Source organism: Desulfobaculum sp. SPO524 (genome assembly GCF_044987625.1).
Taxonomy (GTDB): domain Bacteria; phylum Desulfobacterota; class Desulfovibrionia; order Desulfovibrionales; family Desulfovibrionaceae; genus Desulfobaculum.
Genome location: NZ_JBJDSB010000001.1, coordinates 1,095,484 through 1,120,163, shown reverse-complemented (window position 1 = coordinate 1,120,163; position 24,680 = coordinate 1,095,484). Strand labels below are relative to the sequence as shown.

Here is a 24,680-nt window from a genome sequence, read left to right as displayed (position 1 = left end):
CGTGCCCAGACTGCGACTGGATATCGCCTACGAGGGCACGGCCTATTGCGGCTGGCAGATTCAGGCTGGCCGCGCCGATCAACCAACCATTCAGGGACTGGTGGAATCCGTTATGACCCGCGTGTGCGGGTGCCCCGTCCGGGCCTTTGGGTCCGGGCGGACGGATTCCGGCGTCCATGCGCTGGGGCAGGTGGCGCATATGGACATTCCGGCGGACAAGGCCGGGGTGGACTGGATGCGCGCCTGCAACGCCCTGTTGCCGGACGACGTGGCCGTGACGGCCGCCGCCCTTGTGCCGGACGACTTCCACGCCCGTTATTCCGCCACATCCAAGACCTATGCCTATAGTTTATGGCTGAATGGCCGATATGTTTTACCGCAAAGGCGGTGCTACGTCTGGAAGACGGGACCGCTGGACATGGCGGCCATGGACGAGGCGGCAAAGCGGCTTACCGGCGAGCATGACTTTGCCTCGTTCCAAAACACGGGGACGCCCGTGAAGAGCACCGTGCGCACCGTGACGGAGATAACCCGCAGCGCCGGAGCATTCGCTGATGAAGTGGTGTGGCGCTTTTCCGCCGACGGCTTTTTGAAGCAGATGGTGCGCAACCTGATGGGCCTGATGGTGGAAGTGGGGCGCGGACGCTTTGCCCCGCAGGACGTGGACCGCGTCCTTGCTGCGGCGGAGCGGAGCGCTGTGCGCTACGTCACCGCGCCGCCACAGGGCCTGTGCATGGAGCACGTCGACTACGCCGGGGCGGACGTCTAGCCCGCCCCGTTTTCTCTCCGCCCGCCTTTGCGTGTTCTCGCACCCCTTGTGTTGGGCGGGCTTATGGTCAGCATTGATTATCAGGGACGTATCAGCGCAGGTGATACGCTGCGCGGCACCGCTGCCGAGGGCAAGGCCTTTGCCTCGCCCCTTGAGCGGCTGGCCCTTGATTCGCGTGTGGCGTGGCGCTTTGAGAATGCCCAGCGCCGCCAGCGCTATGGCAGGCTGGTCACCGGCACAGTGGAGCGCCTTGGCTCCAAGGTCGCGGCCTTTGAAGAAGCCCTTGCCCGCTTTGCATGGCCAGAAGATACCTCCTTTACCCGCGCCCGCCTTGTAACCCCCTCCAATGCCTCGGACGAGCTGTCCGGACGCCTTGCCGCCCGCGTGCGCCCTCAGGATGAGGTGACGCGCTACTACAAATACTTTTCCAGTGGCCATATGCCGTGGACATCGACCGACCTTGCCGGTGGCGAGTACCGTTTTTCCGTCACGCAGGGGGGCGAGACGGAAACCGTGGACATCGCTTTGGACGATGACGCCACATGGGGCGATATGGTGGAGCAGGTGGCGGCGGGCATCAATGCGTTGTCCCTGCCCGTGCAGGCGGAGGTTGTCCGCCAGAACGCCCCGAACCAGTATGTTGATGGCCTTGTGGCTGTTGGCTCCGCCCTTGCCATTACCGTCAATCCCGCCGTCAGCGCGCAGGATGTCTCCCTTGCCGATGAGGACGGACACCTGCTTGCCGAGCTGAATTTGAAGGCAACCACCACGCCCGCCTTTGCCGCCGAAACTATGCCCTACCGCGTCCGTGTGGACTCTACAGCGCATGCGTCCAGCGTGCGTTCCCATGTGCTGGACCCCGGCGCTGCCTCGCCCTTTGCCGCAGGGGAGCATCAGGTGCGCTTTTCCATAAATGGCGTGACTGAGGAGGTGCTTGTCCCCCTTGAGGCGGAGATGACCATGGGCGAGGTGCTGCGCGTGCTTGCCGGGGCGCTCAATTCCTCTTCGGGGCGGCTGCGGGCGGAGATTCGTGACGGCCGGCGGCCATCTGGGCTAGAGACCCAGCCGCTGTTGGCAGACGGCGAGTATCTGGAGGTGACCCTTGTCAGCCCCAAGCGCGGGGAGCGCATGTATCTGCGCGATTACGGCGGCCCTGTTGTGGACGATGTGCTGGACTTTTTTGACCCCACGGCGGCGTTGCCCGCCGCGCCCGTCAATGGCGAGCGGTATATCGCCTCGGCCACGGCCAATGGGTGGGTGGAGAATCGTATTTATGAGTATGACGAACTCAGCGCCACATGGGACGAGACCACGCCCACGGACGACAACACCGTGTACAGCGAGGAGGACGACGCGTGGTATTTCTACGATGGGTCGTCATGGACCACCACGGTGGGCGGAACGCTCCTTGACTCCCTTGGCATGAACGCCACGGCAACGCCGGGTATGGATGCGCGGGTGGTGGTGGACGGCGACGAGGTGGTCTCTGAGTCCGGGCAGGTGGCGGTGGACAAGGGCCGCGTCGTCTTTGAGGCGCAGTCGTCCTATGGCGAGGCTCTCCCCTTGCGCGTGGTGGAGGCCTACGGGGAGGTGGAGGACCGCCTTGCCGACGTGGTGACCGCCTATAACGACCTGCGCGCGTTTGTTCTGCCGCATCAGGAAATCTTTGAGGACGGCTTTGCCGACCGCTGGCGCGCGGCCATTACCTCGCGCGAGGGGGAGCTTGCGGGGTACGGCATCCGTGAATTTACGGCGGAAAAGCTGCTGGTGGTGGACCGCGAGACGTTTATGGATGGCGTCATGCGCGACCCTGACGCGGCGCGAAGCACCTTCGCGGGGCTTGGCGGACTGGTGGCGGACTGGCAAAAGGCGTCGCTTTCGGCGCGGACGCCGGACCTGTACGAGCGCCTGCTCCCCAAGTCGGCCCTTGAGGATCCGGGGCCGCCCATTGCCGAAGAATTCGACCTGACCAAGCGCAAAACCCTGCAGCAGGTCATTACGTCGCTGGCGACCACAGCCATGCCCGAAGGCAATCCGCTTTTGGAGACCACGGACGTGCTGCGCAATATTGTCACCATCAAGCGCACAGCGCTGACCGCGCCCCTTGCGGGGCCGGGCGGGATTATGAGCAGACAGGGCTAGCAGGCGGGAAAAGCGCGGCGCCTTGCGGCGCTGTGGAATGTCGTTTTTTTGTGGAGCATTTTCCGCAAGAGGCGTGGGGTTCGTGCGCGCGGCGGCTTGCGCCGGTTTGCAGCGCGTCCGTTTGGGAGACTCGCAGCAGGGGGGCGTTAGGACGCGATGTCGATGGTTTCAAAGCTCATGTCCCGCAGGTCGAACAGGAGCATTTTTCCGGCAAGGGCCGGCGTTCCTGTGCCCAGCAGGCGCATGATTTCCGCGCTTTGCAGGCTGGCGGCGGTATATACGCCCGGTGCGGGGCTGCCGAGGGCGTCTTCGGCCCCTGTGCTGGCGCCAAAGAAGTCCGCTGGACCGGGCTGGCCAGGCATCACCGTGGCAACGTAGCCCGACAGGCCCGCGATGCCTGCCGTCACAAGGGGCAGACCGGCGCGCGCGGCCACGCGCTGCAGGGCGGGGCGGTCGTCCAGTCCGCCGAGGGCGTCCACCACCACGTGGGCGTCCTCGCACATGGCCAGCATGTCGGATTCGTCCACCATTACCTCATGGGCCAGAAAGTCCACGGCGGGATTCACGGTCATGGCGCGCACGGTGGCGGCGCGGGTTTTGGGGATGTCCACGATGTCCGTGGTGGAGGTGAGCTGGCGGTTGAGGTTGCTTTCCTCAAAGGAGTCGCCGTCCGCCGCCTCAATGGTGCCAACGCCCATGCGGACCATGGCTTCAAGGAGCAGACCGCCAAGGCCGCCAAGGCCAATGAGCACGGCCTTGGAACACAGCAGGCGCACCTGCCCCTGACAGTCCAGTGTGGAAAAGTTGCGGATGTAGCGCTCCGGGATGACCCCGGCGCCAAGGGCGGCGACTTCTATGGCGCGGAGCGTTTCGCCGCATTCGGCGGCAAGCTCGCGGGCCGCATGGATGCCAAGGCTCAAGTAGGGCGAGCCGTCGGGCATGGCTGCGGAGAGGGCAAGCTCCCGCGTTCTGTTGCCTATGGGGTCCGCGCAGCCCATGGCGTCATCCTCCGCCTACAGCTGGGAACAGGCCCACCCGGTCGCCGTCGTGTATGGTGGCGTCTATGGTGGTGTGCTTGTTGTTGATGAACATGATTTTGACCTCGTCGCGGGGGATGCCGAGGTGGTCCATCAGGCCGCCCACGGTGACGCCGTCCGGCGCGGTGTAGGCCGCCGCGTCCTGCGGCTCAAAGGGCTTGAGCGTGGCAAAGCATTTTACTGTGATAATCATGCCCCGCATTGTGGCAAAAAATCACGGAAAGGCAAGCCCTTGTGCTGGACCGGAGACCGGGCCTGCCAGAGGCAGAAAAACGGGCGGCGCTGTGTGCGCCGCCCGTTTTGTGATGGTGGTCTGAGTGCCCGGCGGGGGCGGCCTGCCTAGGGCAGGCCCTGTCCGGCTTCCATGAACTCGCCGGTACAGGTGGTTTCGTAGCCGCCAAGGGCTTCAATGCTTGTGCGGAAGTCCGCGCTGCGGATGAGGTCCAGCACGGCCTGAACGCGCGGGTCCGCAAGGTGCTCACGCGGGATGAGCAGGTCGTAGCGCTCGCGCGCAAGGGGGACAAAGTCCAGCCCAAGGGCGCGGGCGGCGGCCATGATGCCCAGCCCGCAGTCCACCGCGCCGGTGAGCACGTTTACCGCGACGGCCATGTGGGTGAATTCTTCCTTGTCGTAGCCGTTGACCTGCTGGGGCGTGATGCCGGCCTCGGAGAGGTGCCAGTCCAGCAGGATGCGGGTTCCCGCGCCGCGCTGGCGGTTGATGAACTGCACGTCCTCGCGGGTGAGGTCGTCAACGCCCGAGATGCCTTTGGGGTTGCCTACCGGGACCATGAGGCCCTGATGGCGCACGGCAAGGTTGACCAGCACTGCGTCCACATCCGGAAGATATTTGCGGACAAAGGGCGTGTTGTAGTCGCCGGTTTCGGGGTCGAAGAGGTGGGTGCCCGCCATGTGGCAGGAGCCGTTTTTGACGGCCATCAGCCCGCCCATGCTGCCCACGTGGGTGGAGGCAAGGTGGATGGGCGTCTCCAGCCCCATGAGGGCGTTGGCGAGCAGGTCTATGGTGTTGTCATGGCTGCCCACGGCGACAAGGGTGCGCTCCAGCGCGTCCTGCGGCACGCGCAGGTCGGCGCGGACGGTGGCGCCCTGTTCCACGCCCTCGGAGTTGGCCGGAATGCGGCAGATGCCCTGCGCGCGGGTCATGGTGGTAATCATGCCCGCCCCGCGCGATAGGGGCGTGGCGACGTACTTTTCGCCCACGCGGCCGATGGACAGGCGCAAAAACTCTTCCATGCCCAGCTTGGACGGCACGCTGCGCGTAAGCTCCACGTCCACCTCCGGGCGACGGGGCAGGGTGCGGCGGGTCAGCCACGCGCACAGCGGAGCCACCAGTTCCTCCATGCACACCACCGCGCTGACGGGATAGCCCGGCGCGCCCACAAGGAGCTTGCCGCCGTGGGCCTTGTCCGCCATGCCCAGCAGGGTGGGCTTGCCGGGCATGGCCTTAATGCCGTGCACCAGCACGCTGCCGACGCTCTCCATGACGGTGCGGGTGTAGTCCTTGGCACCGGCCGAGGAGCCTGCGCCAATGACGATAATGTGCGCGTCCGTGCCAAGGGCGTCTTCCACGGCCTCGATGAGGGCGCCGGGCTTGTCCGGGACGGGCGCGGTGCGGCGGATGTCGATGCCCCAGCTTTGCGCCAGTGCGGCAAAGACCTGCGAGTTGCTTTCCACCACCTGCCCCGGCGCAGGGGTCGGGCGGTCCGTAAAGTCCAGCACCTCGTCGCCGGTGGGAATGACGTGCATGACAATGCGCTCATGCACGGTGACCTCCCAGATGCCCGCAGAGAGCAGCGCGCCGATGTCATAGGCCGTCAGCTCATGGTTTTGCGGGATGAGCAGTTCCGTGGCGACGATATCCTCGCCGATGCGGCGTACGTGCTGCCATGGAAAGGCCGGCGCCTCAATGCGGGCGCTGCCGTCGGCGGTCATGAGCACGTTTTCAATCATGATGACGGCGTTGGTGCCGTCCGGCAGGGGATTGCCGGTGTTGACCGGGACAAAGGCGTCCGTCCCAAGGGTGAGGGGGGCGTCCTCGCGCGCGGCAAAGGTGGCTTCGGCGTCCACGGCAATGCCGTCCATGGCCGCGCTGTGGTAGGTGGGCGAGGACAGCCGCGCATGGATGGCGCTGGCCGTGATGCGGCCTGCGGCCTCGTGGGTGGGGATGGTTTCGGTGCCGAGGAGGCTTTCCCTGTCCAGGGCGGCCTGAACCTTGCCCACGGCTTCGTCAATGGGAATGGTGTCGAGATAGATATTGCGCTTCATGGGTGCCTTCGCTGTGTGCGGTGCTTTGGCTGTTCATGCGCTGTGGCGCGGGCCTGCCGTTGCTGTGCTGTGTGGGGCTGTGCTTGTCTGCCGCTAGTTGAGCAGCCACACGTCCACGGGGTGGCCCTCAAAGAGGCCTTCCGTATCCGCGGGGATGCGGACCAGCCCGTCGGCGCGGAGCATGGTGCGCAGCAGGCCGGATTTGCCAAGGACGGGTATGGCAGTGCAGGCGCCGTCCTCGCGGGTTTCCAGCCGGACCCGGACGTAGTCCTCGCGCCCCTGCTTGGAGGCGATGTTGCGCCCGAGGGTGGCGCGGCGCACGCTGCGGCGGCGCGGGGCAAAGGCGCCTTTGTCCCCGGCGATGTGGCGCAAAAAGGGCAGGCCGAAGACGTGCATCACGACCTGCGCGGAGGTGACCTGTCCGGGCAGTCCCCACACGGCGGTGCTTCCAGCACGGGCCAAAATGGTGGGCTTGCCGGGGCTGACGGCAACGCCGTGGGCCAGCACCTGCGCGTCGGGCAATTCCTCAATGGCGGCCTGGGTGAGGTCGCGCACGCCTATGGAACTGCCGCCGGAGATGAGCACCACATCATTGTCCTCTACGCCTTTTTTGATGGCAGCGGCAAGGCTGGCCTCGTCATCGCGCACCAGACCGTACAGCGTGGGCACGCCGCCTGCGGTGCGCACCAGCGCGCCGAGGGCGTAGCTGTTCACATCGCGGATTTGTCCCGGACGCGGCGTGTCCGCCACCGGGATAAGTTCGTCTCCGGTGGAGATAAGGCCTACGCGCGGGCGCTTTCGCACCGGCACCTCGCTGACGCCAAGGGCGGCCAACAGGCCGACCTCCTGTGGGCGCAGGGGGGTGCCTGCGGTGAGGGCGGGCTGTCCTGCTCGGGCATCCTCGCCGCGCTGCATAACGTTGTCGCCGGGGGCGACGGATTTGCGGAATTCAATGGTGCCCGCGCCAAGCTCCTGGGTGTGTTCCACCATTACCACGGCGTCCGCCCCTTCGGGCAGGGTGCCGCCGGTGACAATGCCCACACAGTCCCCGCGGGACAGGGGGGCTGAGGGCTGTTCATCGATGGACAGACTGCCCCGGCATTCCAGATAGGCCGGGTTGGATTCGCTTGCCCCAAAGGCGTCGCGCGCGTTGACGGCGTAGCCGTCCATGCATGAGCGGTTGACCATGGGCAGGTCTTCGGCGGCGGTGACGTCGCTGGCAAGAACGCGCCCCGCCGCGTCATGCAGGGGGACGGATGTCTGCGCGAGGGCGGGAAAATCCTTGAGCAGGCTGATGAATGTTTCCGGGCTGACGACTTGAAAGAAACCTTTTTGCACTTCGCCTCCGAACACGTGACGAGAAAATTGAACGATTTGATAGGTCTGCAATACCGCAACACAAGGCAATTGCAAATGCCCCATGTCCGTCGTTGTGGCGGGGCGCGGTCGCTGGGCGCGGTGGCGCATGCCTCCTGCGCCCGCGCTGTGCGTGGGCGGCGTTATGCGGAGAAAAGTGGCATGACTCAGGCCGAAACGGTCAGATGGATGATGGCGTCCGGGTATTGGCGCAGGTGCTCTTCAAGGGCGGCAGGTGCGATGGGCGATCCCTCTGCGGTGGCGCTGTGGACGGCGTCCGGCGCCGTAAGGACGGACGCAAGGGCCTCGTGCGCGCGGCTCGCGGTGAGCTGGACCCCGGCGGCAAAGACCGGCGCGGCCACGCCCTTGGCGATGAAGTTGAAGGCGCGCAGGCGGATGGTTCCGGCGCCGCCTTCAGCCGCCGCGCCATCCTGCAGGGCAATGCCTGAGCGCATGCGCGCAATGGGGCTGTGGCGGCGCATGGTGATGCCGCAGATGCCCGGAAGCGACCCGGAAAGGGCAAGCGTGCTGCCAGCGGCAATCTCGGCTGTGTCGATATCATCCACAGGGTGGCCTTCGAGGAATACGGTGCTGATGTCGCGGTCCACGTAGTCTGCGGGGATGTGCAGGTGCTGCGTCAGCAGGTCGCGGACCGTCATGGGCTGTGGCAGGGCGATGTCCACGCCCTCTTGCAGGAGGAGGTGCAGGGACGCCGCGTGCCCCGGCGCGAGGCGGACGGCTATTTCCCCGGAAATATCACCGGAACCGGGCTGGGGTGAAATCTTTGGAACGGATTGCAAAATTTTCCTCCGCGCTTCTGTTGGGATTGGTTTGTCTTGGTTATCCTGTGGCGCTTCAATCCGTAGAGCAGAATAAACTATCTTGCAGGAACTGTATGTAACAACAATGCAGTTTTCTATGATTTTGACAATGTATTCAGTTGGTCATAGACGATATGAAGTTTGAAGCATTGAAGCAACAGTTTATCGAGCTGCAAACTGGAGGAAAGCACGATGAAAATTTTGCGTATCAACACTCGCGAGCGTACGTACAAGTATGAGGATATGGGGGAATATGCAGGCCTTGGAGGCCGCGCCCTTACGTCCCGCATTGTGCGTAAAGAGGTTCCAGCCGACGCTCACGCCCTCTCCGCCGACAACAAGCTCATTTTTGCCCCCGGACTGCTGTCCGGCACCATGGCCGCCAACTCCGGCCGCATTTCCGTTGGCGCCAAGTCCCCGCTGACAGGCTCCATCAAGGAGTCCAACTCCGGCGGCATGCTGTCCCAGAAGCTGGCCAAGCTGGGCCTTGCCGCTGTTGTGCTGGAGGACAAGCCCGAAAAGGACGCGCCCTTCACCGCCATCCGCATCACCAAGGACGGCGTGGAATTCTCCGACGCCCCCGACCGTGAAGGCAAGGACAACTACGAGTACCAGAAGGTGCTGGACGAAGCCTTTGGCGGCAAAGCCACCGTGGCCCTCATCGGTACCGCCGGCGAGCAGTGCCTGCAGGCGTCCACCATCCAGTTTACTGACCCCTTCGGCAACCCCGCACGCTCCGCTGGACGTGGCGGCATGGGCGCTGTGATGGGCTCCAAGCGCGTGCGCTGCATCGCCGTGGACAACTCCGGCGCCAAGGGCATTGAATACGCCGACAAGGACGCCTTCAAGGCCGCCAACAAGCGCTGGACCGAAATCCTCAAGACCCACCCGGTCACCGGTCAGGGCCTTGCCGGATTCGGCACCGCCATCCTCGTGAACATCATCAACGAAGCTGGCGCACTGCCCACCAAGAACTTCCGCAGCGGCCAGTACGAGCACGCCGCCGATGTGTCTGGCGAAAAGATGTCCGAACTCATCGAAAAGCGCGGCGGCAAGGTGCACGAAGGCTGTCACCCCGGCTGCGTGATGCAGTGCTCCCAGCGCTACGTTGATGAAAATGGCGAATACGTCACCTCCGGGTTTGAGTACGAGACCCTGTGGGGCTTCGGTCCCAACGGCCTTGTGCACGATATCGACCTCATCGCCGAAATGGACCGCGTTTGCGACGAAAAGGGCATCGACACCATCGAGATGGCCAACGCCGTGACCATGGCCATGGAAGGCGGCCTTATCGAGTGGGGCGATGGCCCCGCCGCCAAGGCCCTGCTGGAAAAGGTCGGCACCGACGACCCGCTGGGCCGCATCATTGGCAACGGTACGGGCTCCACCGCCGCCGCCTTTGGCGTGGACCGCGTGCCCACCGTCAAAAATCAGGCCCTGCCTGCCTATGACCCCCGCGCGGTCAAGGGTGTTGGCGTCACCTACGCCACCAACCCCATGGGCGGCGACCATACCGCCGGCTACGCCGTGTGCCAGAACGTCCTCAAGGTGGGCGGCGATGTGGACGGCATGAAGGACGACGGCAACGTTGAGCTGTCCAAGAACCTTCAGGTCGCCACCGCGTCCATCGACTCCACCGGCATGTGCCTGTTCGTGGCCTTTGCCGTGCTGGATACCCCGGACGCCATGCAGGTGCTGTGCGACCTGCTCAACGCCCGCTACGGCGGCAACATCACTCCGGACGACGCCCTCGCCCTTGGCGTGCAGACCCTGAAGGACGAGCACTCCTTCAACGCCGACGCCGGCTTTACCAAGCACGACGACCAGCTCCCCCGCTGGTTCAAGGAGGCCCTGCCGCCCCACAACGTGACGTGGGACTACTCCGAAGAGGACCTGCAGGCCGCCAAGACCTTCTAAGGTCAGTCCAATTCCCGCGCAGTACGACAGCGCCCCCGCCCGGAGATTCCGGACGGGGGCGCTTTGTGTTGTGAGGTGGCGTGCGCCGCTGAGGTGGCGGCGCGGTGCGCGGTGGCCCTCGCTCCGTGGTGGGCTTGGGCGGCCGCGCGGCCAGCTAGTAGAACAGCGGCAGCAGGTTGCGCGTCAGGTTCATGGCGATGCACCAGCCCAGCAGGGTGGAGATTTCGCCCCAGATGACGGCCGCGCCCAAAAAGTCGCCGTTCATGCCGCCGTGGGTGCGGGCCAGCAGGGCCATTTCCATAATGCCCAGTCCGGCCAGCAGGGCGGTGGGAAGCAGGAAGATAAGGGGCTGAACGAACAGCGCGGCACACAGCGTCTGGATGATGACGAGGAGCACAATGGGCGTGGTTGCGCCGCTCAGAAACAGCCGCCCCTGTCCGTCGCGGGTGAGGTGGCGGCCGGTGTAGGCCGTGCATACGGAGACGGTGCGGCCCATGATGAAGGCAAACACCACCACGCCATACGCCTGCGCGGCCAGCGCCTGATGCAACAGAATGATTTGTCCCGCAATGCCCATGACCATGGCAAGCACGCCAAAGGCGCCGTTGCGGCTGTCCTTGACGATGGTCCAGAAGCGTTCGCCGCGCGCGCCGCTGCCCCAGCCGTCAAAGAGGTCGGCCCAGCCGTCCCAGTGCAGGGCGCGGGTCAGGGTCAGGGAGCCGCCAACCACCAGCCACGCCTGCACCCACGGCTGTCCGCCAAGGACGCCAAGGGCAAAGGGCAGGGTGACAATGGTGCCAATAATCAGCCCCACAACGGGAAACCACCCAATGGTGGCGGCAACGGTTTTGTCGTCATAGATGCGGGCGGGGCCGAGGCGGGTCATGAAGCTGAGGGATGCGAGAAACGAGGTGAAAAAGAGCATTACAGCCTTTGCGCGGCGGCGAGGGTTATGGTGGTGCCGCATGTGGCGGCCAAAAGACGGGCGGCGGAGGCCTGATTCATGGACAGTTCAAGGTAGCCCTGACTGCCTTCAAGCAGGCCCATGCTGCCAAGGGGGAGGTCCGCGTAAGTGCGGCAGCAGGTGACGGCGCCCGTGCGGCCCTTGGCGGACAGGGCAAGCCCTTCCCAGTGGCACAGGCGGTCCAGCCATTCGCGGGCCGGCAGGTTCAGGATGCAGTTGCCGAAGCGGTCCACGTGCAGGACCGTGGCGGTGACGGCGGCGTTGTCGTCCTCAAGGCGGGGTCTCGCCCAGTCCAGCGTGACAAGGTCTTCGGGGGCCATCTCCGGGCCGAGGGATTCCGCCTCCGCTCCTTGCGCCAATTGTGCGGCAAGGGGGGCGAAGACGTCGCGCCCGTGGAAGGTGGCGCTGACGGTGCGCGGGGAGTGCATGTGCACGGACAGGTCAAACACGCGTACAGGACCGCCACTGCCAAGCACAAGGCTGGCAAGGCCGTTGTCCGGGGCGATGATGGATTGTCCGTCCTTTTCAAGGAGAACAATCCCCCGCGTGGTGCCAACCCCCGGGTCCACCACGGCGGCGAACACCGTCCCTTCGGGAAAGTGCCGCCTGCTGGCGTTGAGGAAGAATCCTCCCTGCGCCAGATTGAACGGCTCCACCCCGTGGCTGATGTCCACGATGCGGGCGTCCGGCACAAGGGACAGAATGCGGCCTTTCATCTGGGCGACGTAGGGGTCGCCAAGGCCAAAGTCCGTCAGCAGGGCGATGGGGGCGGGTGTCCTCGCGGTCATGTTAATAGACCTTCCGTCTGGAGAATTTGCGGCCAATGACGTTCATGGGGCTTTCCACAATGGTGAAGGCGTCCGGGTCAATGGCGTAGATGGCTTGTTCCAGCCGCTTGAGCTGGATGTTGAACACCACGGTCAGCAGCACGCTCTTGGGCCTGCCGGAGTAGGCGCCGCGTCCGTCGAGGAAGGTGGCGCCCCGGTGCAGGTCGCGCATGATGGCGGCGGCGATTTCTTCGGTCTTGTCCGAGATGATGAAGACCATCTTGCGCTGATGGAACAGCCCAAGGACGTACTCCATAATCTGCGCGGCAATGAACACCGTGGACAGCGAGTACAGCACAAGGTCCACCTTCATGAACAGCATGCTGACCACAAACAGCGCCAGATTGAAGCCAAACGTTACCGCGCCTATGCGCAGATTGTACTTCTGATTGATGGCCACGGCAATGATGTCCGTGCCGCCCGTGGATCCAAGCGAGCGAAAGGTGATGCCAAGGCCGGTGCCGAAGGTGGCTCCGGCGGCAATGGCGGCCAGCCACGGGTCGTTGACGGGCAGGACCCATGGAATCAGCTCCATGAACACCACAACGGACACCGCCCCATACAGGCTGTACAGAAAAAAGCGGCGGCTGACGCCGAACCAGCCAAAGAGGAAAATGGGGGCGTTGAGCAGAAACAGCCACTGCCCCGGCGAGAGCTTGTCCGTCAGGTAATACAGCAGCAGGCCAAGGCCGGACATACCGCCGGAGATAAACCCGTGCGGCAGGGCGATGGCTTTGATGCCAAAGGCAAAGATGCCCGTTCCTATGGTGATGAGAGCAAGATTCCACGGTACGGAGTATGTGAAGTCGCGCATGGCCCCTCCCAGGGCTGTTCGCGGCAGGTTTGGAGGCGGCCGCGTTTGGCTTCCCTTTGCCAGTATTTTGCACGAATTGGAAGCCTGATTCCACCCGTCAGTGCCCGGCGCGCCTGCGTTTGCGAATCTGCGCCCCCAAAAACGGCAAAGCGCCCCGCCTCCACAACGGAGACGGGGCGCCCATTCGGTCTTGAGCCAGTAAGCCAAAAAGCGGGCGTGGGCCGCGCTTAGTAGCGGTAGTGGTCGGCCTTGAAGGGGCCGTCCACGGGAACGCCGATGTAGTCGGCCTGTTCCTTGGTGAGGGTGTCGAGCTTCACGCCCAGACGGTCAAGGTGCAGGCGCGCCACTTCTTCGTCCAGACGCTTGGGCAGAACCATGACCTGCGGCTCGTAGTCGTTCTTGGCGAGGTCAATCTGCGCCAGAGCCTGGTTGGTGAAGCTGTTGGACATAACGAAGGAGGGGTGGCCCGTAGCGCAGCCAAGGTTCACCAGACGGCCTTCGGCCAGAACGATGACGCTCTTGCCGGACTTCATGGTCCACTTGTCCACCTGCGGCTTGATGACGGTGCGGGTGCACTCCGGGTTGTCCTCAAGGTAGGTCATTTCGATTTCGCTATCGAAGTGGCCGATGTTGCAGATGATGGCCTCGTCCTTCATGTTTTCCATGTGTTCGCCGCGGATGACGTGGTAGTTGCCCGTGGCGGTGACGAAGATGTCGCCCATGGCGGCGGCCTCGTCCATGGTGGTGACTTCAAAGCCTTCCATGGCGGCCTGCAGCGCGCAGATGGGGTCAATTTCGGTGACGATGACGCGCGCGCCAAAGCCGCGCATGGACTGGGCGCAGCCCTTGCCCACGTCGCCGTAGCCGATGACGACCACAACCTTGCCGGCAATCATGATGTCGGTGGCGCGCTTGATGCCGTCGGCCAAGGACTCGCGGCAGCCGTAGAGGTTGTCGAACTTGGACTTGGTCACGGCGTCGTTGACGTTAAAGGCCGGGAACAGCAGTTCGCCGGACTTCTGCATCTGGTAGAGGCGATGCACGCCGGTGGTGGTCTCCTCGGAGACGCCGCGTACCTTTTTGGCGATTTCGGTCCACTTGGTGGGGGTGGCTTCGTAGCTGGCGGCCAGTCGGCTCATGACCACGGCGAATTCCTTGTTGTCCACCTTCTGCTTCAGAATGGAGGGGTCCTTTTCGACCTTCACGCCCTGATGGATGAGCAGGGTGGCGTCGCCGCCGTCGTCCACGATGAGGTCCGGACCGGAGCCGTCGGGCCAGGTGAGGGCCATTTCCGTGCACCACCAGTATTCCTCAAGGGATTCGCCCTTCCAGGCAAACACCTTGGCCATGCCGGAGTCGGCAATGGCGGCGGCGGCGTGGTCCTGCGTGGAGAAGATGTTGCACGATGCCCAGCGGATGTCCGCGCCCAGTGCATGCAGGCACTTGATGAGCATGGCGGTCTGGATGGTCATGTGCAGGGAGCCGGTGACTTTCAGGCCCTTCAGGGGCTTTTCGTCGCCGTACTTCTCAATAAGGGCCATCAGGCCGGGGACTTCGCGCTCGGAGAGCTGCATTTCCTTGTAGCCAAAATCGGCTTCGGCAATGTCCTTGACCTTGTAAGGAAGGGTCAGGTCCAGCGGCTGTACGTCTGCCATGGTTCTTTCCTCCGGGAAATTAGTGTTTTGCCGCCTCGAACACCCGAAGCCGCAGCCCCGACGGAAGTTCGAACCGGTCTTCGTTGACGATGGAAAATCCTACTTTCTCCAGCCATGCCCGGACATCGCCGGGGGCAAAGCCCAGCCATCTGTCGCCGGACTCGGTGCGCATGGCCTCCACCTCGTGCTTGTCAAAGTCCGCGAGCACAAAGCGACCGCCGCCGTGCAGAGCGCGGTAGGCCTCGCCAATGCCCTCGCGCGGGGAGGCCAAATGGTGCAGAGAAAGACACATTACCGCAAAATCCGCTTCGCCGTCAGCAACGGGAAGATGTTCCAGGTCGCCAATGCGCAGGCTAATGCGCCCCGACGCCCCGGCCTGTTCGCCAAAGGCCTCCCGCGCGCGGTCCAGCATCTCCGGCGAGTTGTCCACGCCGATGACGTTCTCCGCCTGCTGGGACAGGGCCGTCAGCAAGCCGCCCGTCCCGCAGCCGAGGTCAAGGGCCGTGCCCGCCCCGTGCATGCGGCTGGTGACCAGCCCGGCGATGTCCAGCCCCCCAAGGGTGTCGCGCCGCATCTGGTCCCACTCCTCGGCGATGGAGCCGAAAAAGCGCGCTGTTTCGCGGCGGCGTGCGGCCACCACGCGCGCGGCGGCTGCCGCGTCGGCGTCAAGGTCGGCCTCGGCGTGCACAAAGGGCGACAGCGCCGCAAGGTAGTCGCCAGCTTCGCCCTGCGTGGAGGCGTGGTAGAAGACCCATTGCCCGTCGCGCCGCCATTCGACAAGCCCGGCGGAGGCAAGGATTTTCAGGTGCCGCGAGATGCGCGACTGCTTGAGGCCCAGCGCCTCGACAATCTCGCCCACGGCCAGCTCATGCTCCATAAGGATGCGGATGAGCCGGAGCCGGGTGAGGTCGGCCAGCGCTTTGGAAAACTGTAATATCTGCATATTGAGATATAGTAATATATCGCCTGCGCCGCCGTGTCAATGCGCGCACGACCGGCGCTGGACAAAATGTGGTTGGGGGCTTGACTTGGGTGGTCCAATTGGTACTTTGGTCCTACCAATTTTTGCCAGAAGGACAAATATGACGCAACGGATACCAGCCGAAGGATTTGCAGGCGGCGGGAGTGTACAGCGCTCCGCCGTGTACGAGCAGATTGTTCGGCGCATCAACGAAATGCTCGCCTCCGGCGAGCTTGCCCCCGGAGACCGCTTGCCGCCGGAGCGGCGGCTGGCCGAGGCCTTTGGCGTGTCGCGCAATTCCGTGCGCGAGGCCATCCGCGTGCTGACCCAGCGCGGGGTGGTGGAGACGCGCCCCGGCAGCGGCACCTATGTGGCGCAGGGCCGGGACGATGATCTTGTGGCTGGCATTGCCGACTCCATGTTGGAAGGCCGTACGCGCCTGCGTGAGGTGATGGAGGTGCGCCTTATTCTGGAGCCGCGCGTGGCGCGGATGGCTGCCGTGCGCGCCACGCCCGAGGATGTGGCGGCGCTGCGCGGTACGCTGGAGATGCAGCGGCGCGACGTGGAACGTGGCGGGACTGGGGCCAAACAGGACGAGGCCTTTCACGCCAGCCTCGCGTCCATGTGCGGCAACGCGCTCCTGCACTGCGTGCTTGGCCGAATGCACGGCATGTTTGCCGAAAGCCGCGACGAGGTTCTTGTACCCTCTGAGCGGCGGATGGCCTCTCTTGCCGTGCATGAGGCCATCGTCGCCGCCATTGAGCACGGCGACGGAGCAGCCGCGGAGCGGCGCATGGCCCGCCATGTGCGCGATGTGGCCGACAGGCTGTTCCCCGACGGCGGGCTTGCCGTAGCGGGCGGCTTTACCTTCGAGGACTAAGCGAATGGTTTTTCCGCGCCCCCCGGTCATGACCACGTGGCCCCGGAGCCGGTATTTCATCAATATATGACGATTATCAACATCACGGAGTAGCATTATGGAAATGCCCGATGTGCGAGCAAAGGCTAAGGAATTGATGAAAGGATACTGCCGCGTGTGTCCCGTCTGCGACGGACGCGCCTGTTCCGGCGAAGTGCCGGGTATGGGCGGGCTTGGCACCGGCGAAGCCTTCCGCAGCAACGTCCGCGCCCTGCGCGAGGTGCAGCTGAACATGCGCCTCATGCACGACGCCGCCGAGCCGGATACCTCCACCTCTCTGCTCGGTCTGGACCTTGCCCTGCCCGTTATCGCCGCGCCCATCGGCGGCGTGTCCTTTAACATGGGCGGCGGCATCACCGAAGCCGAATACGTGGACGCCATCCTTGGCGGCTGCAAGTCCCGCGGCATCATCGGCTGTACCGGCGACGGCGTGCCGCCCTTCATCGTCGAGGCCTCCTTCGGCGGCCTGAAGAAGGTGGACGGCTACGGCATTCCCTTCATTAAGCCGTGGGAAAGCGACGAGCTGGATGAAAAGTTCGCCATGGCCTTCGACAGCGGAGCCAAAGTGTACGGCATGGACGTGGACGCCGCCGGACTCATTACCCTGCGCAAGATGGGCCGCCCCGTCGCCCCCAAGACGCCCGACCAGCTGCGTGAAATCATCCAGAAGGTGCACGACAAGGGTGGCAAGTTCATCCTCAAGGGCGTCATGACCGTGGACGAGGCCGAAAAGGCCGCCGAAGTCGGCGCGGACGCCATTGTCGTCTCCAACCACGGTGGCCGCGTGCTCGACCACGCCCCCGGTACCGCCGCCGTTCTGCCCGCCATCGCGCAGGCCGTGAAGGGCCGCATCGGCATCATCGTTGATGGCGGCATCCGCGACGGTGTGGATGTGCTCAAGATGGTCGCCCTTGGGGCAGATGCCGTTATGATTGGCCGTCCTTTCTCCGTGGCCGCCGTGGGCGGTACGCAGGAAGGCGTGGAGGCCTACATTGACGCGCTGAAAGCCCAGCTGACGCAGGCCATGGTCCTCACCGGCTGCAAGGACATCGCCGCCGTCGGAAGCCACATTCTCTACAACAACAAGTAGTTGTAACCGGGCCGGAGCCGCCGCGCTCCGGCCCCTTGCATAAGGAATCGGCACATCATGCTGACTTCACTCCTTCTTTATGTTGTTCTTGGCGCGTTTGCCGGTGTTCTCGCCGGACTGCTGGGCATTGGCGGCGGGTTGGTCATCGTGCCCCTGCTGACCTTCTCCTTCACATGGCAGGGCGTCCCTCACGAGCATATTCTGCACATGGCCCTTGGCACGTCTCTCGCCACCATTATCTTTACCTCCCTGTCCAGCATGCGCGCCCATCACGGGCGGGGAGCCGTGGACTGGTCCGCGTTCTGGCGCGTGACCCCCGGCATTCTCACCGGGACCTTTCTTGGCGCATGGATTGCCGCGCAGCTCCCGACAAATATCCTCAAAGGGTTCTTCGGCATCTTTCTCTACTACGTCTCCTACCAGATGCTGCTCGGCAAAAAGCCCAGCGCCTCCCGCGAGCTGCCCGGCGCGACCGGTATGTTCGGCGCAGGAAACGTCATCGGCGTTGTCTCCAGCCTTGTCGGCATCGGTGGCGGCACGCTGTCCGTACCCTTCCTGACGTGGTGCAACATGGCCATCCACCGCGCCATCGGCACCGCCGCCGCCATCGGGCTTCCCATCGCCATCTCCGGCACCCTCGGCTACTTCGTCAACGGCATCGGCGTGGAAGGACGCCCCGACTGGACCTTCGGCTACATCTATCTGCCCGCGATGGTCGGCATCGTCAGCATGAGCGTGCTCACCGCCCCCTTCGGCGCCAAGCTCGCCCACTCCCTGCCCGTCGCGACCCTCAAAAAGTTCTTCGCCCTTCTTCTCTTCGTCGTCGGTACCCGTATGCTCTGGAGCCTCCTCTAGAACGTGCCCGCGCCGCGACTGGTGGGACATAAAAAAGGCTCCGCGAAATGCTTCGCGGAGCCTTTTTTATGTGAGTTTTTTGTCTCCGACGGCTCAAGGGTGTGACACCCTTGAGAATCCCCAGGATTTTCGGGGCGGAAGCCGCCCCGAAAATAGGGGGTGGGTGTGGGGTCTCTTGTCTTGTTTTTTTCCCCACCACAAACAGGGATTCTCACCGCCCTTCACACGACGCCAACGCCCCCCAAAAAATACTCCCATCCACACGGACGAGAGCCGTCAGGGGTGACGACCGTGCCATACAAAGCCGCCCGGTCTGTGCGCACATGGGATCGTTAAGGGCCCGCGGCCCTTAACCCGCCGGAGGCAAAATGTTCGTTAAATGAGTATATATTTTAGACCAATAGCACAATTAGGAACACAACGAACAACCGATGCCACCCGCCCATGGCACCAAAAAAAGGCCGCCTTTCGGCGGCCTCTCTCTTCGTGTCGACTGGTGCGTCTAGAGCGCGGCTTTAGCGGCGTTTATAGCCGCGTTGTAGTCGGGCTCATTGGAGACTTCGCTGACGATTTCCTGATGCGTGATGGCGCCCTCCTTGTTGATGACGAGAACGGCGCGTGCGAGCAGGCGCAGTTCTTTAATGAGCAGTCCATAGTTCGTACCGAAGGAGACGTCTTTGTGGTCGGACAGTGTGACGACTTTATCCACGCCTGCTGCGCCGCACCAGCGCTTCTGGGCGAAGGGCAGGTCGGTGGAGATGGTGAGGATGGTCACGTCGCCGAGGTTGGCGGCTTCCGTATTGAAGCGCCGGGTCTCCATGTCGCAGACGGGTGTGTCCAGTGACGGCACGGCGGAGACGATAAGGACGCCTCCTGCGTAGTCTGCCAGCGATTTGGGGTTGAGGTCGTTGTCCAGCACGGTGAAGTCGGGCGCTTTTTGCCCAACTTCCACGGGCGAGCCTGTGAGGGTCAGCCCGTTGCCGTGCAGGGTTACGATGCCGCTACGTTCTGCCATGAACTCCTCCTTGCCGTGAGTGGTGAAGGATACGCGGAGCCGATTTACCGCAGGCTCCACTGCCCGTAGTACACGAGATTGAGGGATGCGTCAGCCGTTTTGCTGATGCGTGTTGCCGCGTCCGGAAAGCTCCGTCAGACGGGCGAGTTGTGTTTCGTGCCGTGTGGTGATGCTGCCGGGGCGCATGCGCCAGTGCCAGTTGCCCTTGAGGTTGCCGGGGCGGTTCATGCGGGCGTCTGCGCCAAGGGCCAGCAGGTCCTGCACGGGAATGATGGCGAGCTTGGCGTGTGAGAGAAAGGCCATACGCGCCAAAATCCACGGTGCGGTGTCGGCGGTGACATCTTGGCCGGCGTAATCGATGAGGCGCTTTCGTGTGGCGTCGTCGGCTTCGTCGGTGAACCAGCCTTTGGCGGGCATATTGTCGTGGGTGCCGGTGTAGACGACGCTGTGGGGGCCGATGTTGTGCGGCGCGTAGGGGTTGCTCGGCAGGTCGTCACCAAAGGCAAAGAGCAGAATCTTCATGCCCGGCAACGCGTAATGGGCCATGGTCTCGCGCACGTCCGGGGTGATGACGCCAAGGTCCTCGGCCACAAGGGGCAGGGTGGGACGCCTGGCGAAGAGGGTGTCGAAGAATTCGCGAACTGGGGCTTCGACCCATTCGCCATTCATGGCTGTAGGCTCGCCGGCGGGCACCTCCCAGTAGGCGACAAGACCGCGGAAGTGGTCGATGCGCAGGGTATCGAACAGGTCCAGATTGCGGAAGATGCGGCGCACCCACCACGAGAAGTTGTCCTTTTGCAGGGCGTCCCAGTCGTAGATGGGGCTTTCCCACAACTGGCCGGTGGCGCTGAAGTAGTCCGGCGGCACACCGGCAACGACGGTGGGGACGTAGTCGTCGTCGAGCTTCCAGCAGTGGGGGGCGCTCCACAGGTCGGCGCTGTCGAGGTCCACATAGATGGGCATGTCCCCGAAGAATTGAATGCTGCGCTCGTGGCAGTAGGCCTTGAGGGCGTCCCACTGCTCCTGAAGCACCCACTGGAGAAAGCGCACTTCGTCCATGACGTCGGCTAGGTCGGCGCGGGCGCGGGCGAGCGCCTCGGGCTGGCGGGTGCGCAGGGGCTCCGGCCATGTGTTCCATGGCTTTTCGCCGTAGCGCGAGCGCAGGGCCACATAGAGTGCGTAGTCGTCCAGCCAGTGGGCGCTTTTGTGGCAGAAGCGGTGATATTCTGGGTGGTTGTCGGGGTTGAAGCGGGCGTGGGCCTTGGTGAACAGGGCCTGTTTCCATTCGGTGACGGCGGCAAAGTCCACGGTGTGCTCGGGGAAGTTTGGGGGCGAGGCGATGTCGGCTTCGTCCAGCCAGCCTGCTTGAACAAGGCGTGCGGGGCAGATGAGCAGGGGGTTGCCCGCAAAGGCGCTGACGCTGTGATAGGGGTCGTTCCATGAGGACTGCGCCGTGGGGGTAAGGGGCAGAATCTGCCAGACGCGCTGCCCGGTGCGGTGGAGCATGTCGGCAAAGGCGTAGGCTTCGTCCCCAAGCCCGCCGATGCCGTAGGGGCTGGGGAGCGAGGTGATGTGCATGAGCAGTCCGCTTGAGCGCAGAATCATATGATCCTCCAGAGCGGTTTTGGCCCAGCCCCGCTTGCGCGGGGCTGGGCGTGTGGTCAGGTGATGGATGACGCGGCGGGGCTTAACACGAGGGATCGTCCACAATGGCCCGGATGGCGGCAAGGGGGACCTGCGTCCATGCCGGTCGGTTTTTCAGTTCCTCGGCGAGTTCGGCCACGGCCTTGTCTAGCAGGAAGCTGTCGAGCAGCAGCCGCCGTTCATTGGGGTCTGTGGGAATCATGGCGCTTTGCTTGGCGGTGGCGAGGTACGTGTCAAGGAAGGCGGCCCCGGCCCAATACTGCCAATAGCGGCCCCAGCAGAAGAGGTTGGAGAGGTCGCTGACGCGGGCGTAGCCTTGCTCGGCAAAGGCGGACAGCGCGGCAAAGGCGGCAAAGTCCATGGACCGCAGAAGCGTGGCCACATCGCGCAGGGGCGAGCGCAGCAAGCGGCGTTCGCCGTAGGTCCGGTCCGGGTCGCCCTCAAAGTCGATGAGGGCAAAGTCCTGCCCGGTGAGTAGGGCGTGGCCGAGATGGAAGTCGCCGTGGCAGCGGATGCGCTGGCCGCCAAAGCGTTTTGCGGTGATGTTCTTGTAGAAGTCCTGAATGGTGGCCTTGTTGTCCAGCGCCCAGTTGGCGTCGCCGAGGGCCTCCTGCGGCAGTTCGTCGATGTGCTTTTTGAGCTGTGGCCATACGCGCCCGACGTGACTGCGCAGCCCCTGATACAGGGAGCGCTGATACAGGCGGGTGAAGTCCTCGGGCAGGAAGGCGTCATGCTCCAGCGTGCCTGTTGGTGAGGACAGCGCCAAATGCAGCTCCGCCGTGCGCTGACCAAGGACGGCAAAGCGCTCAAGGGAGGAGCCGAACATCTCTGCGGCGCTCTCGGGCGGCGTGATGCTGGAGACATCAAGCATGTGCTCGCCGGGGATGTTCGGTGCTTCTTCGCGCCGGGCCTGCGCCCTGTCAAAGACGCCTTGGAGCATTTCCAGAACGTAGTGCCACGCGGTGCCCTGATTGGGGATGTATTCCGTGAGGGTTGCCAGCGTCATGGGCGCGTGATGGCGGCCGCGGCGGTATTCGATGGCACCGACCACATTGGGGCTGTGGGGATAGTTGCGCTCGTTGAGATAACGGCCGATTTCCAGCTCCGGGCTGATGTCCGGGTCCAGGCGGCGGAAGAACTTGAGCACGAAGGTGTCGCCAAAGACGATGACGGTGTTGTTCTGGTCCACGCGCGCGGACGGAGAGTGCAGGGTGAAGTCCGCGTCCTGCACCATGCGCCGCAGGGCGCGGGTGCTGCTGATGGCGATGCGGTCCGTGGCCTCCACGGTGGCGGCGCGCCGGGGCACGTTTTCAAGGAGTGCCATACAGAAGGTCCGCGATGCCAGTGCGTCGAAGAGGTAGCCTTCCTCGTTGGTGGCCGCGATGGAGATTTTGCCGAGGATGGTGTGCGGCTGTTCGCTGTAGAGGCGCTCGGCGCGGTTGCCCGTGGCAAAGCCAAGGGGCACGGAGTAGTACTCCTCGGTGCCGTCCATGTACTCCACATGCACGAGGGTGATGTAGGCGGGCGGGTCCAGATTGGACACGGTGAGCCACTGGTGGAAGCTGGCTGTGGCGATGCGCCGGTTGCCGCCGCAGAACCAGGGGGAGCTGGCAATGTAGTGTGGCAGCAAGGATTCCAGCCGTTCCAGATGCGGAGCGGACAGCACCTCGTCCCATGAGGCGGAGCAGGCAAAGGCCGGGGTTTCTTCGCTCTTGCCGGTGATGATGTCCGCGCCAACGCGCAGGGGGGCGAGGACGAACCAGAAGAACGTGTGCCCTGCAATGGTCAGGGTGTAGGGCCGGTTGCCGATTTGCGGAAATTCCGAGCGGCCGAACATTTCCACGGGGACCATGCCCGCGAATTCGGACAGGTCCAGCTCCGCATGCTGGGCGTAGCGCGACAGGTTGGCGACCACGAGGATGCGTTCGTCCTCGTAGGAGCGCACAAAGCAGAGAATCTTTCTGTTTTCCGGCGAGATGAAATCGATGTCGCCGCGGCCAAAGGCTTTGTGCTTGCGGCGCAGGGCGATGGTGCGGCGCATCCACCACAGCAGGGAGTGGGGGTTATTTTCCTGCGCGTCCACGTTGACGGTTTCGTAGTGGTATTCCGGATCGATGATAACGGGCAGGAACAGCTGCTGCGGGTTGGCGCGCGAGAATCCGGCGTTGCGGTCCGCGCTCCACTGCATGGGGGTGCGCACGGCGTTGCGGTCGCCAAGGTAGATGTTGTCGCCCATGCCGATTTCGTCGCCGTAGTAGATGACGGGGGTGCCCGGCAGGGAGAAGAGCAGCGCGTTCATGAGTTCGATCATGCGGCGGTTGTTGCCCATGAGCGGGGCAAAGCGGCGGCGGATGCCGAGGTTGACGCGCATTTGCGGGTCGCGCGCGTACACGCGGTACATAAGGTCGCGTTCCTCGTCGGTGACCATTTCGAGGGTGAGTTCGTCATGGTTGCGCAGGAACAGCGCCCACTGGTTGGTGGCGTTGATGTCCGGGGTTTGTTCCAGAATGTCCAGCAGGGGGAAGCGGTCCTCCATCCACAGGGCCATGAACAGGCGCGGCATGATGGGAAAGTGGAACGCCATGTGGCACATGTCGCCGTCGCCAAAATAGGCCACGGCGTCTTCGGGCCACTGGTTGGCCTCCGCCAGCAGCATGCGCGAGTCGAACTTTTCATCAATATGGGCGCGCAGTTCGCGCAGATAGTCGTAGGTTTCGGGCAGGTTTTCGCAGTTGGTGCCCTCGCGCTCGTAGAGGTAGGGCACGGCGTCAAGGCGCAGGCCGTCCACACCAAGGCGCAGCCAGTAGTCCACGGTCTGCTTCATGATGCGCCGCACCTGCGGGTTGTCGAAGTTCAGGTCCGGCTGGTGGGAGTAGAAGCGGTGCCAGTAGTAGGCTCCGGCCTCGTCGTCCCATGTCCAGTTGGAGTTTTCGAAATCCTGGAAGATGATGCGCGCCTCTTCGTACTTCTTGTGGGTGTCGCTCCACACGTAGTAGTCGCGCGCGGCGCTTCCGGGCTTGGCGCGGCGGGCGCGCTGGAACCACGGGTGCTTGTCCGAGGTGTGGTTGAGCACCAGCTCAGTGATAACGCGTATGCCCCGGGCGTGCGCCGCGCGCAAAAAAGCCTTGAAGTCGCGCATGGTGCCGTAGTTGGGGTGGATGTCGCGGTAGTCGGACGTGTCGTACCCGTCGTCCTTGAGGGGGGAGGGAAAGAAGGGCAGCAGCCAAATGGCGGTAACGCCAAGGTCCTGCAAATAATCCATCTTTTCCGCAAGGCCCTTGAAGTCGCCCACGCCGTCACCGTCGCTGTCGGCAAAGGCGCGGACGTGGACCTCATAGATGACGGCGTCCTTGTACCAGAGGGGGTCGTTCTCAAATATCTTACCGGGCTTTTTCTGGGCCATTGTATCGGCTCCTCACGGTTCAGCGCAGGGTTGAGAGACAGAATCACCATACGTTATCTGGCCCAATTCGCCAAGCATCTCCACACATTTGCCGGGTCGTGCGAAGTGGCGTGCATTGCGCGCGGCCTGCCTGAGGGGCAGGCCTTTTTGCGCGGCGCCCGGTTACGCGCGCAAGCGGTGCCCGGCCAAAAGGGGAAAACCCGCCCCA

General features: G+C 63.9%; 19 protein-coding genes. 6 read left to right on the top strand and 13 right to left on the bottom strand.

All coding sequences use genetic code 11. The features are described 5' to 3' along the window. Position 1 precedes the first annotated feature (1 nt). Together truA and ACI3L3_RS04725 are read left to right on the top strand one after the other, a co-directional pair. A complete protein-coding gene (truA, locus tag ACI3L3_RS04730; protein ID WP_404843942.1) occupies positions 2-769 on the top strand; it encodes a tRNA pseudouridine(38-40) synthase TruA in 768 nt (255 codons plus the stop codon). 63 nt (positions 770-832) lie between these two features. After that, entirely contained in the window at positions 833-2,911 is a 2,079-nt protein-coding gene (locus tag ACI3L3_RS04725; protein WP_404843941.1) for a hypothetical protein, read from the top strand. Between the two features lie 146 nt (positions 2,912-3,057). Here ACI3L3_RS04725 and ACI3L3_RS04720 read toward each other — a convergent pair whose 3' ends face one another. The 5 genes from ACI3L3_RS04720 to ACI3L3_RS04700 form a co-directional block, all read right to left on the bottom strand. Then, positions 3,058-3,909 carry a ThiF family adenylyltransferase gene (locus ACI3L3_RS04720; RefSeq protein ID WP_404843940.1) on the bottom strand — a complete coding sequence of 284 codons (852 nt, stop codon included), beginning with the start codon at positions 3,907-3,909 and terminating at the stop codon, positions 3,058-3,060. A 4-nt stretch (positions 3,910-3,913) separates the two neighbouring features. Further along, on the bottom strand, positions 3,914-4,141 hold the full coding sequence (locus ACI3L3_RS04715; RefSeq protein WP_404843939.1) for a MoaD/ThiS family protein: 228 nt from the start codon (positions 4,139-4,141) through the stop codon (positions 3,914-3,916). Positions 4,142-4,287: 146 nt separating this feature from the next. Next, complete coding sequence (locus ACI3L3_RS04710) at positions 4,288-6,231, bottom strand: molybdopterin biosynthesis protein (protein ID WP_404843938.1); 1,944 nt, start codon at positions 6,229-6,231, stop codon at positions 4,288-4,290. 93 nt (positions 6,232-6,324) lie between these two features. Further along, complete coding sequence (gene glp, locus ACI3L3_RS04705) at positions 6,325-7,569, bottom strand: gephyrin-like molybdotransferase Glp (RefSeq protein WP_404843937.1); 1,245 nt, start codon at positions 7,567-7,569, stop codon at positions 6,325-6,327. A 185-nt stretch (positions 7,570-7,754) separates the two neighbouring features. Then, positions 7,755-8,387 carry a hypothetical protein gene (locus tag ACI3L3_RS04700; protein ID WP_404843936.1) on the bottom strand — a complete coding sequence of 211 codons (633 nt, stop codon included), beginning with the start codon at positions 8,385-8,387 and terminating at the stop codon, positions 7,755-7,757. Between the two features lie 213 nt (positions 8,388-8,600). Here ACI3L3_RS04700 and ACI3L3_RS04695 point away from each other — a divergent pair, with 213 nt between their 5' ends. Next, complete coding sequence (locus ACI3L3_RS04695) at positions 8,601-10,325, top strand: aldehyde ferredoxin oxidoreductase family protein (RefSeq protein WP_404843935.1); 1,725 nt, start codon at positions 8,601-8,603, stop codon at positions 10,323-10,325. Positions 10,326-10,479: 154 nt separating this feature from the next. Here ACI3L3_RS04695 and ACI3L3_RS04690 read toward each other — a convergent pair whose 3' ends face one another. The 5 genes from ACI3L3_RS04690 to ACI3L3_RS04670 form a co-directional block, all read right to left on the bottom strand. Then, complete coding sequence (locus ACI3L3_RS04690) at positions 10,480-11,250, bottom strand: adenosylcobinamide-GDP ribazoletransferase (RefSeq protein ID WP_404843934.1); 771 nt, start codon at positions 11,248-11,250, stop codon at positions 10,480-10,482. Beyond that, positions 11,250-12,077 carry an S-adenosyl-l-methionine hydroxide adenosyltransferase family protein gene (locus ACI3L3_RS04685; RefSeq protein WP_404843933.1) on the bottom strand — a complete coding sequence of 276 codons (828 nt, stop codon included), beginning with the start codon at positions 12,075-12,077 and terminating at the stop codon, positions 11,250-11,252. Before ACI3L3_RS04685 ends, ACI3L3_RS04690 begins: the two co-directional genes overlap by 1 nt. A 1-nt stretch (position 12,078) precedes the next feature. Beyond that, the gene (locus tag ACI3L3_RS04680) at positions 12,079-12,930 is read right to left on the bottom strand and encodes a YitT family protein (RefSeq protein ID WP_404843932.1); all 852 of its coding nucleotides are present in this window, start codon (positions 12,928-12,930) and stop codon (positions 12,079-12,081) included. A 227-nt stretch (positions 12,931-13,157) separates the two neighbouring features. Next, a complete protein-coding gene (gene ahcY, locus ACI3L3_RS04675) occupies positions 13,158-14,585 on the bottom strand; it encodes an adenosylhomocysteinase (protein ID WP_404843931.1) in 1,428 nt (475 codons plus the stop codon). A gap of 19 nt (positions 14,586-14,604) precedes the next feature. Continuing rightward, positions 14,605-15,528 carry an ArsR/SmtB family transcription factor gene (locus ACI3L3_RS04670; protein WP_404843930.1) on the bottom strand — a complete coding sequence of 308 codons (924 nt, stop codon included), beginning with the start codon at positions 15,526-15,528 and terminating at the stop codon, positions 14,605-14,607. Positions 15,529-15,667: 139 nt separating this feature from the next. Between ACI3L3_RS04670 and ACI3L3_RS04665 the strand changes: the two genes are divergently transcribed. The 3 genes from ACI3L3_RS04665 to ACI3L3_RS04655 all read left to right on the top strand — a co-directional run bounded on the left by ACI3L3_RS04665 (position 15,668) and on the right by ACI3L3_RS04655 (position 18,410). Then, positions 15,668-16,426, top strand: a complete 759-nt coding sequence (locus ACI3L3_RS04665; protein WP_404843929.1) for a FadR/GntR family transcriptional regulator — start codon at positions 15,668-15,670, stop codon at positions 16,424-16,426. 103 nt (positions 16,427-16,529) lie between these two features. After that, a complete protein-coding gene (locus ACI3L3_RS04660; RefSeq protein ID WP_404844121.1) occupies positions 16,530-17,555 on the top strand; it encodes an alpha-hydroxy-acid oxidizing protein in 1,026 nt (341 codons plus the stop codon). 57 nt (positions 17,556-17,612) lie between these two features. Next, a complete protein-coding gene (locus ACI3L3_RS04655; protein WP_404843928.1) occupies positions 17,613-18,410 on the top strand; it encodes a sulfite exporter TauE/SafE family protein in 798 nt (265 codons plus the stop codon). Between the two features lie 502 nt (positions 18,411-18,912). On the opposite strand, the gene tpx is transcribed toward ACI3L3_RS04655, so the two are convergent. The 3 genes from tpx to treS form a co-directional block, all read right to left on the bottom strand. Next, positions 18,913-19,425 carry a thiol peroxidase gene (gene tpx, locus ACI3L3_RS04650; protein WP_404843927.1) on the bottom strand — a complete coding sequence of 171 codons (513 nt, stop codon included), beginning with the start codon at positions 19,423-19,425 and terminating at the stop codon, positions 18,913-18,915. A 90-nt stretch (positions 19,426-19,515) separates the two neighbouring features. Then, the gene (malQ, locus tag ACI3L3_RS04645) at positions 19,516-21,030 is read right to left on the bottom strand and encodes a 4-alpha-glucanotransferase (RefSeq protein ID WP_404843926.1); all 1,515 of its coding nucleotides are present in this window, start codon (positions 21,028-21,030) and stop codon (positions 19,516-19,518) included. An 82-nt stretch (positions 21,031-21,112) separates the two neighbouring features. Beyond that, complete coding sequence (treS, locus tag ACI3L3_RS04640; protein WP_404843925.1) at positions 21,113-24,472, bottom strand: maltose alpha-D-glucosyltransferase; 3,360 nt, start codon at positions 24,470-24,472, stop codon at positions 21,113-21,115. Between the last annotated feature and the right edge of the window lie 208 nt (positions 24,473-24,680).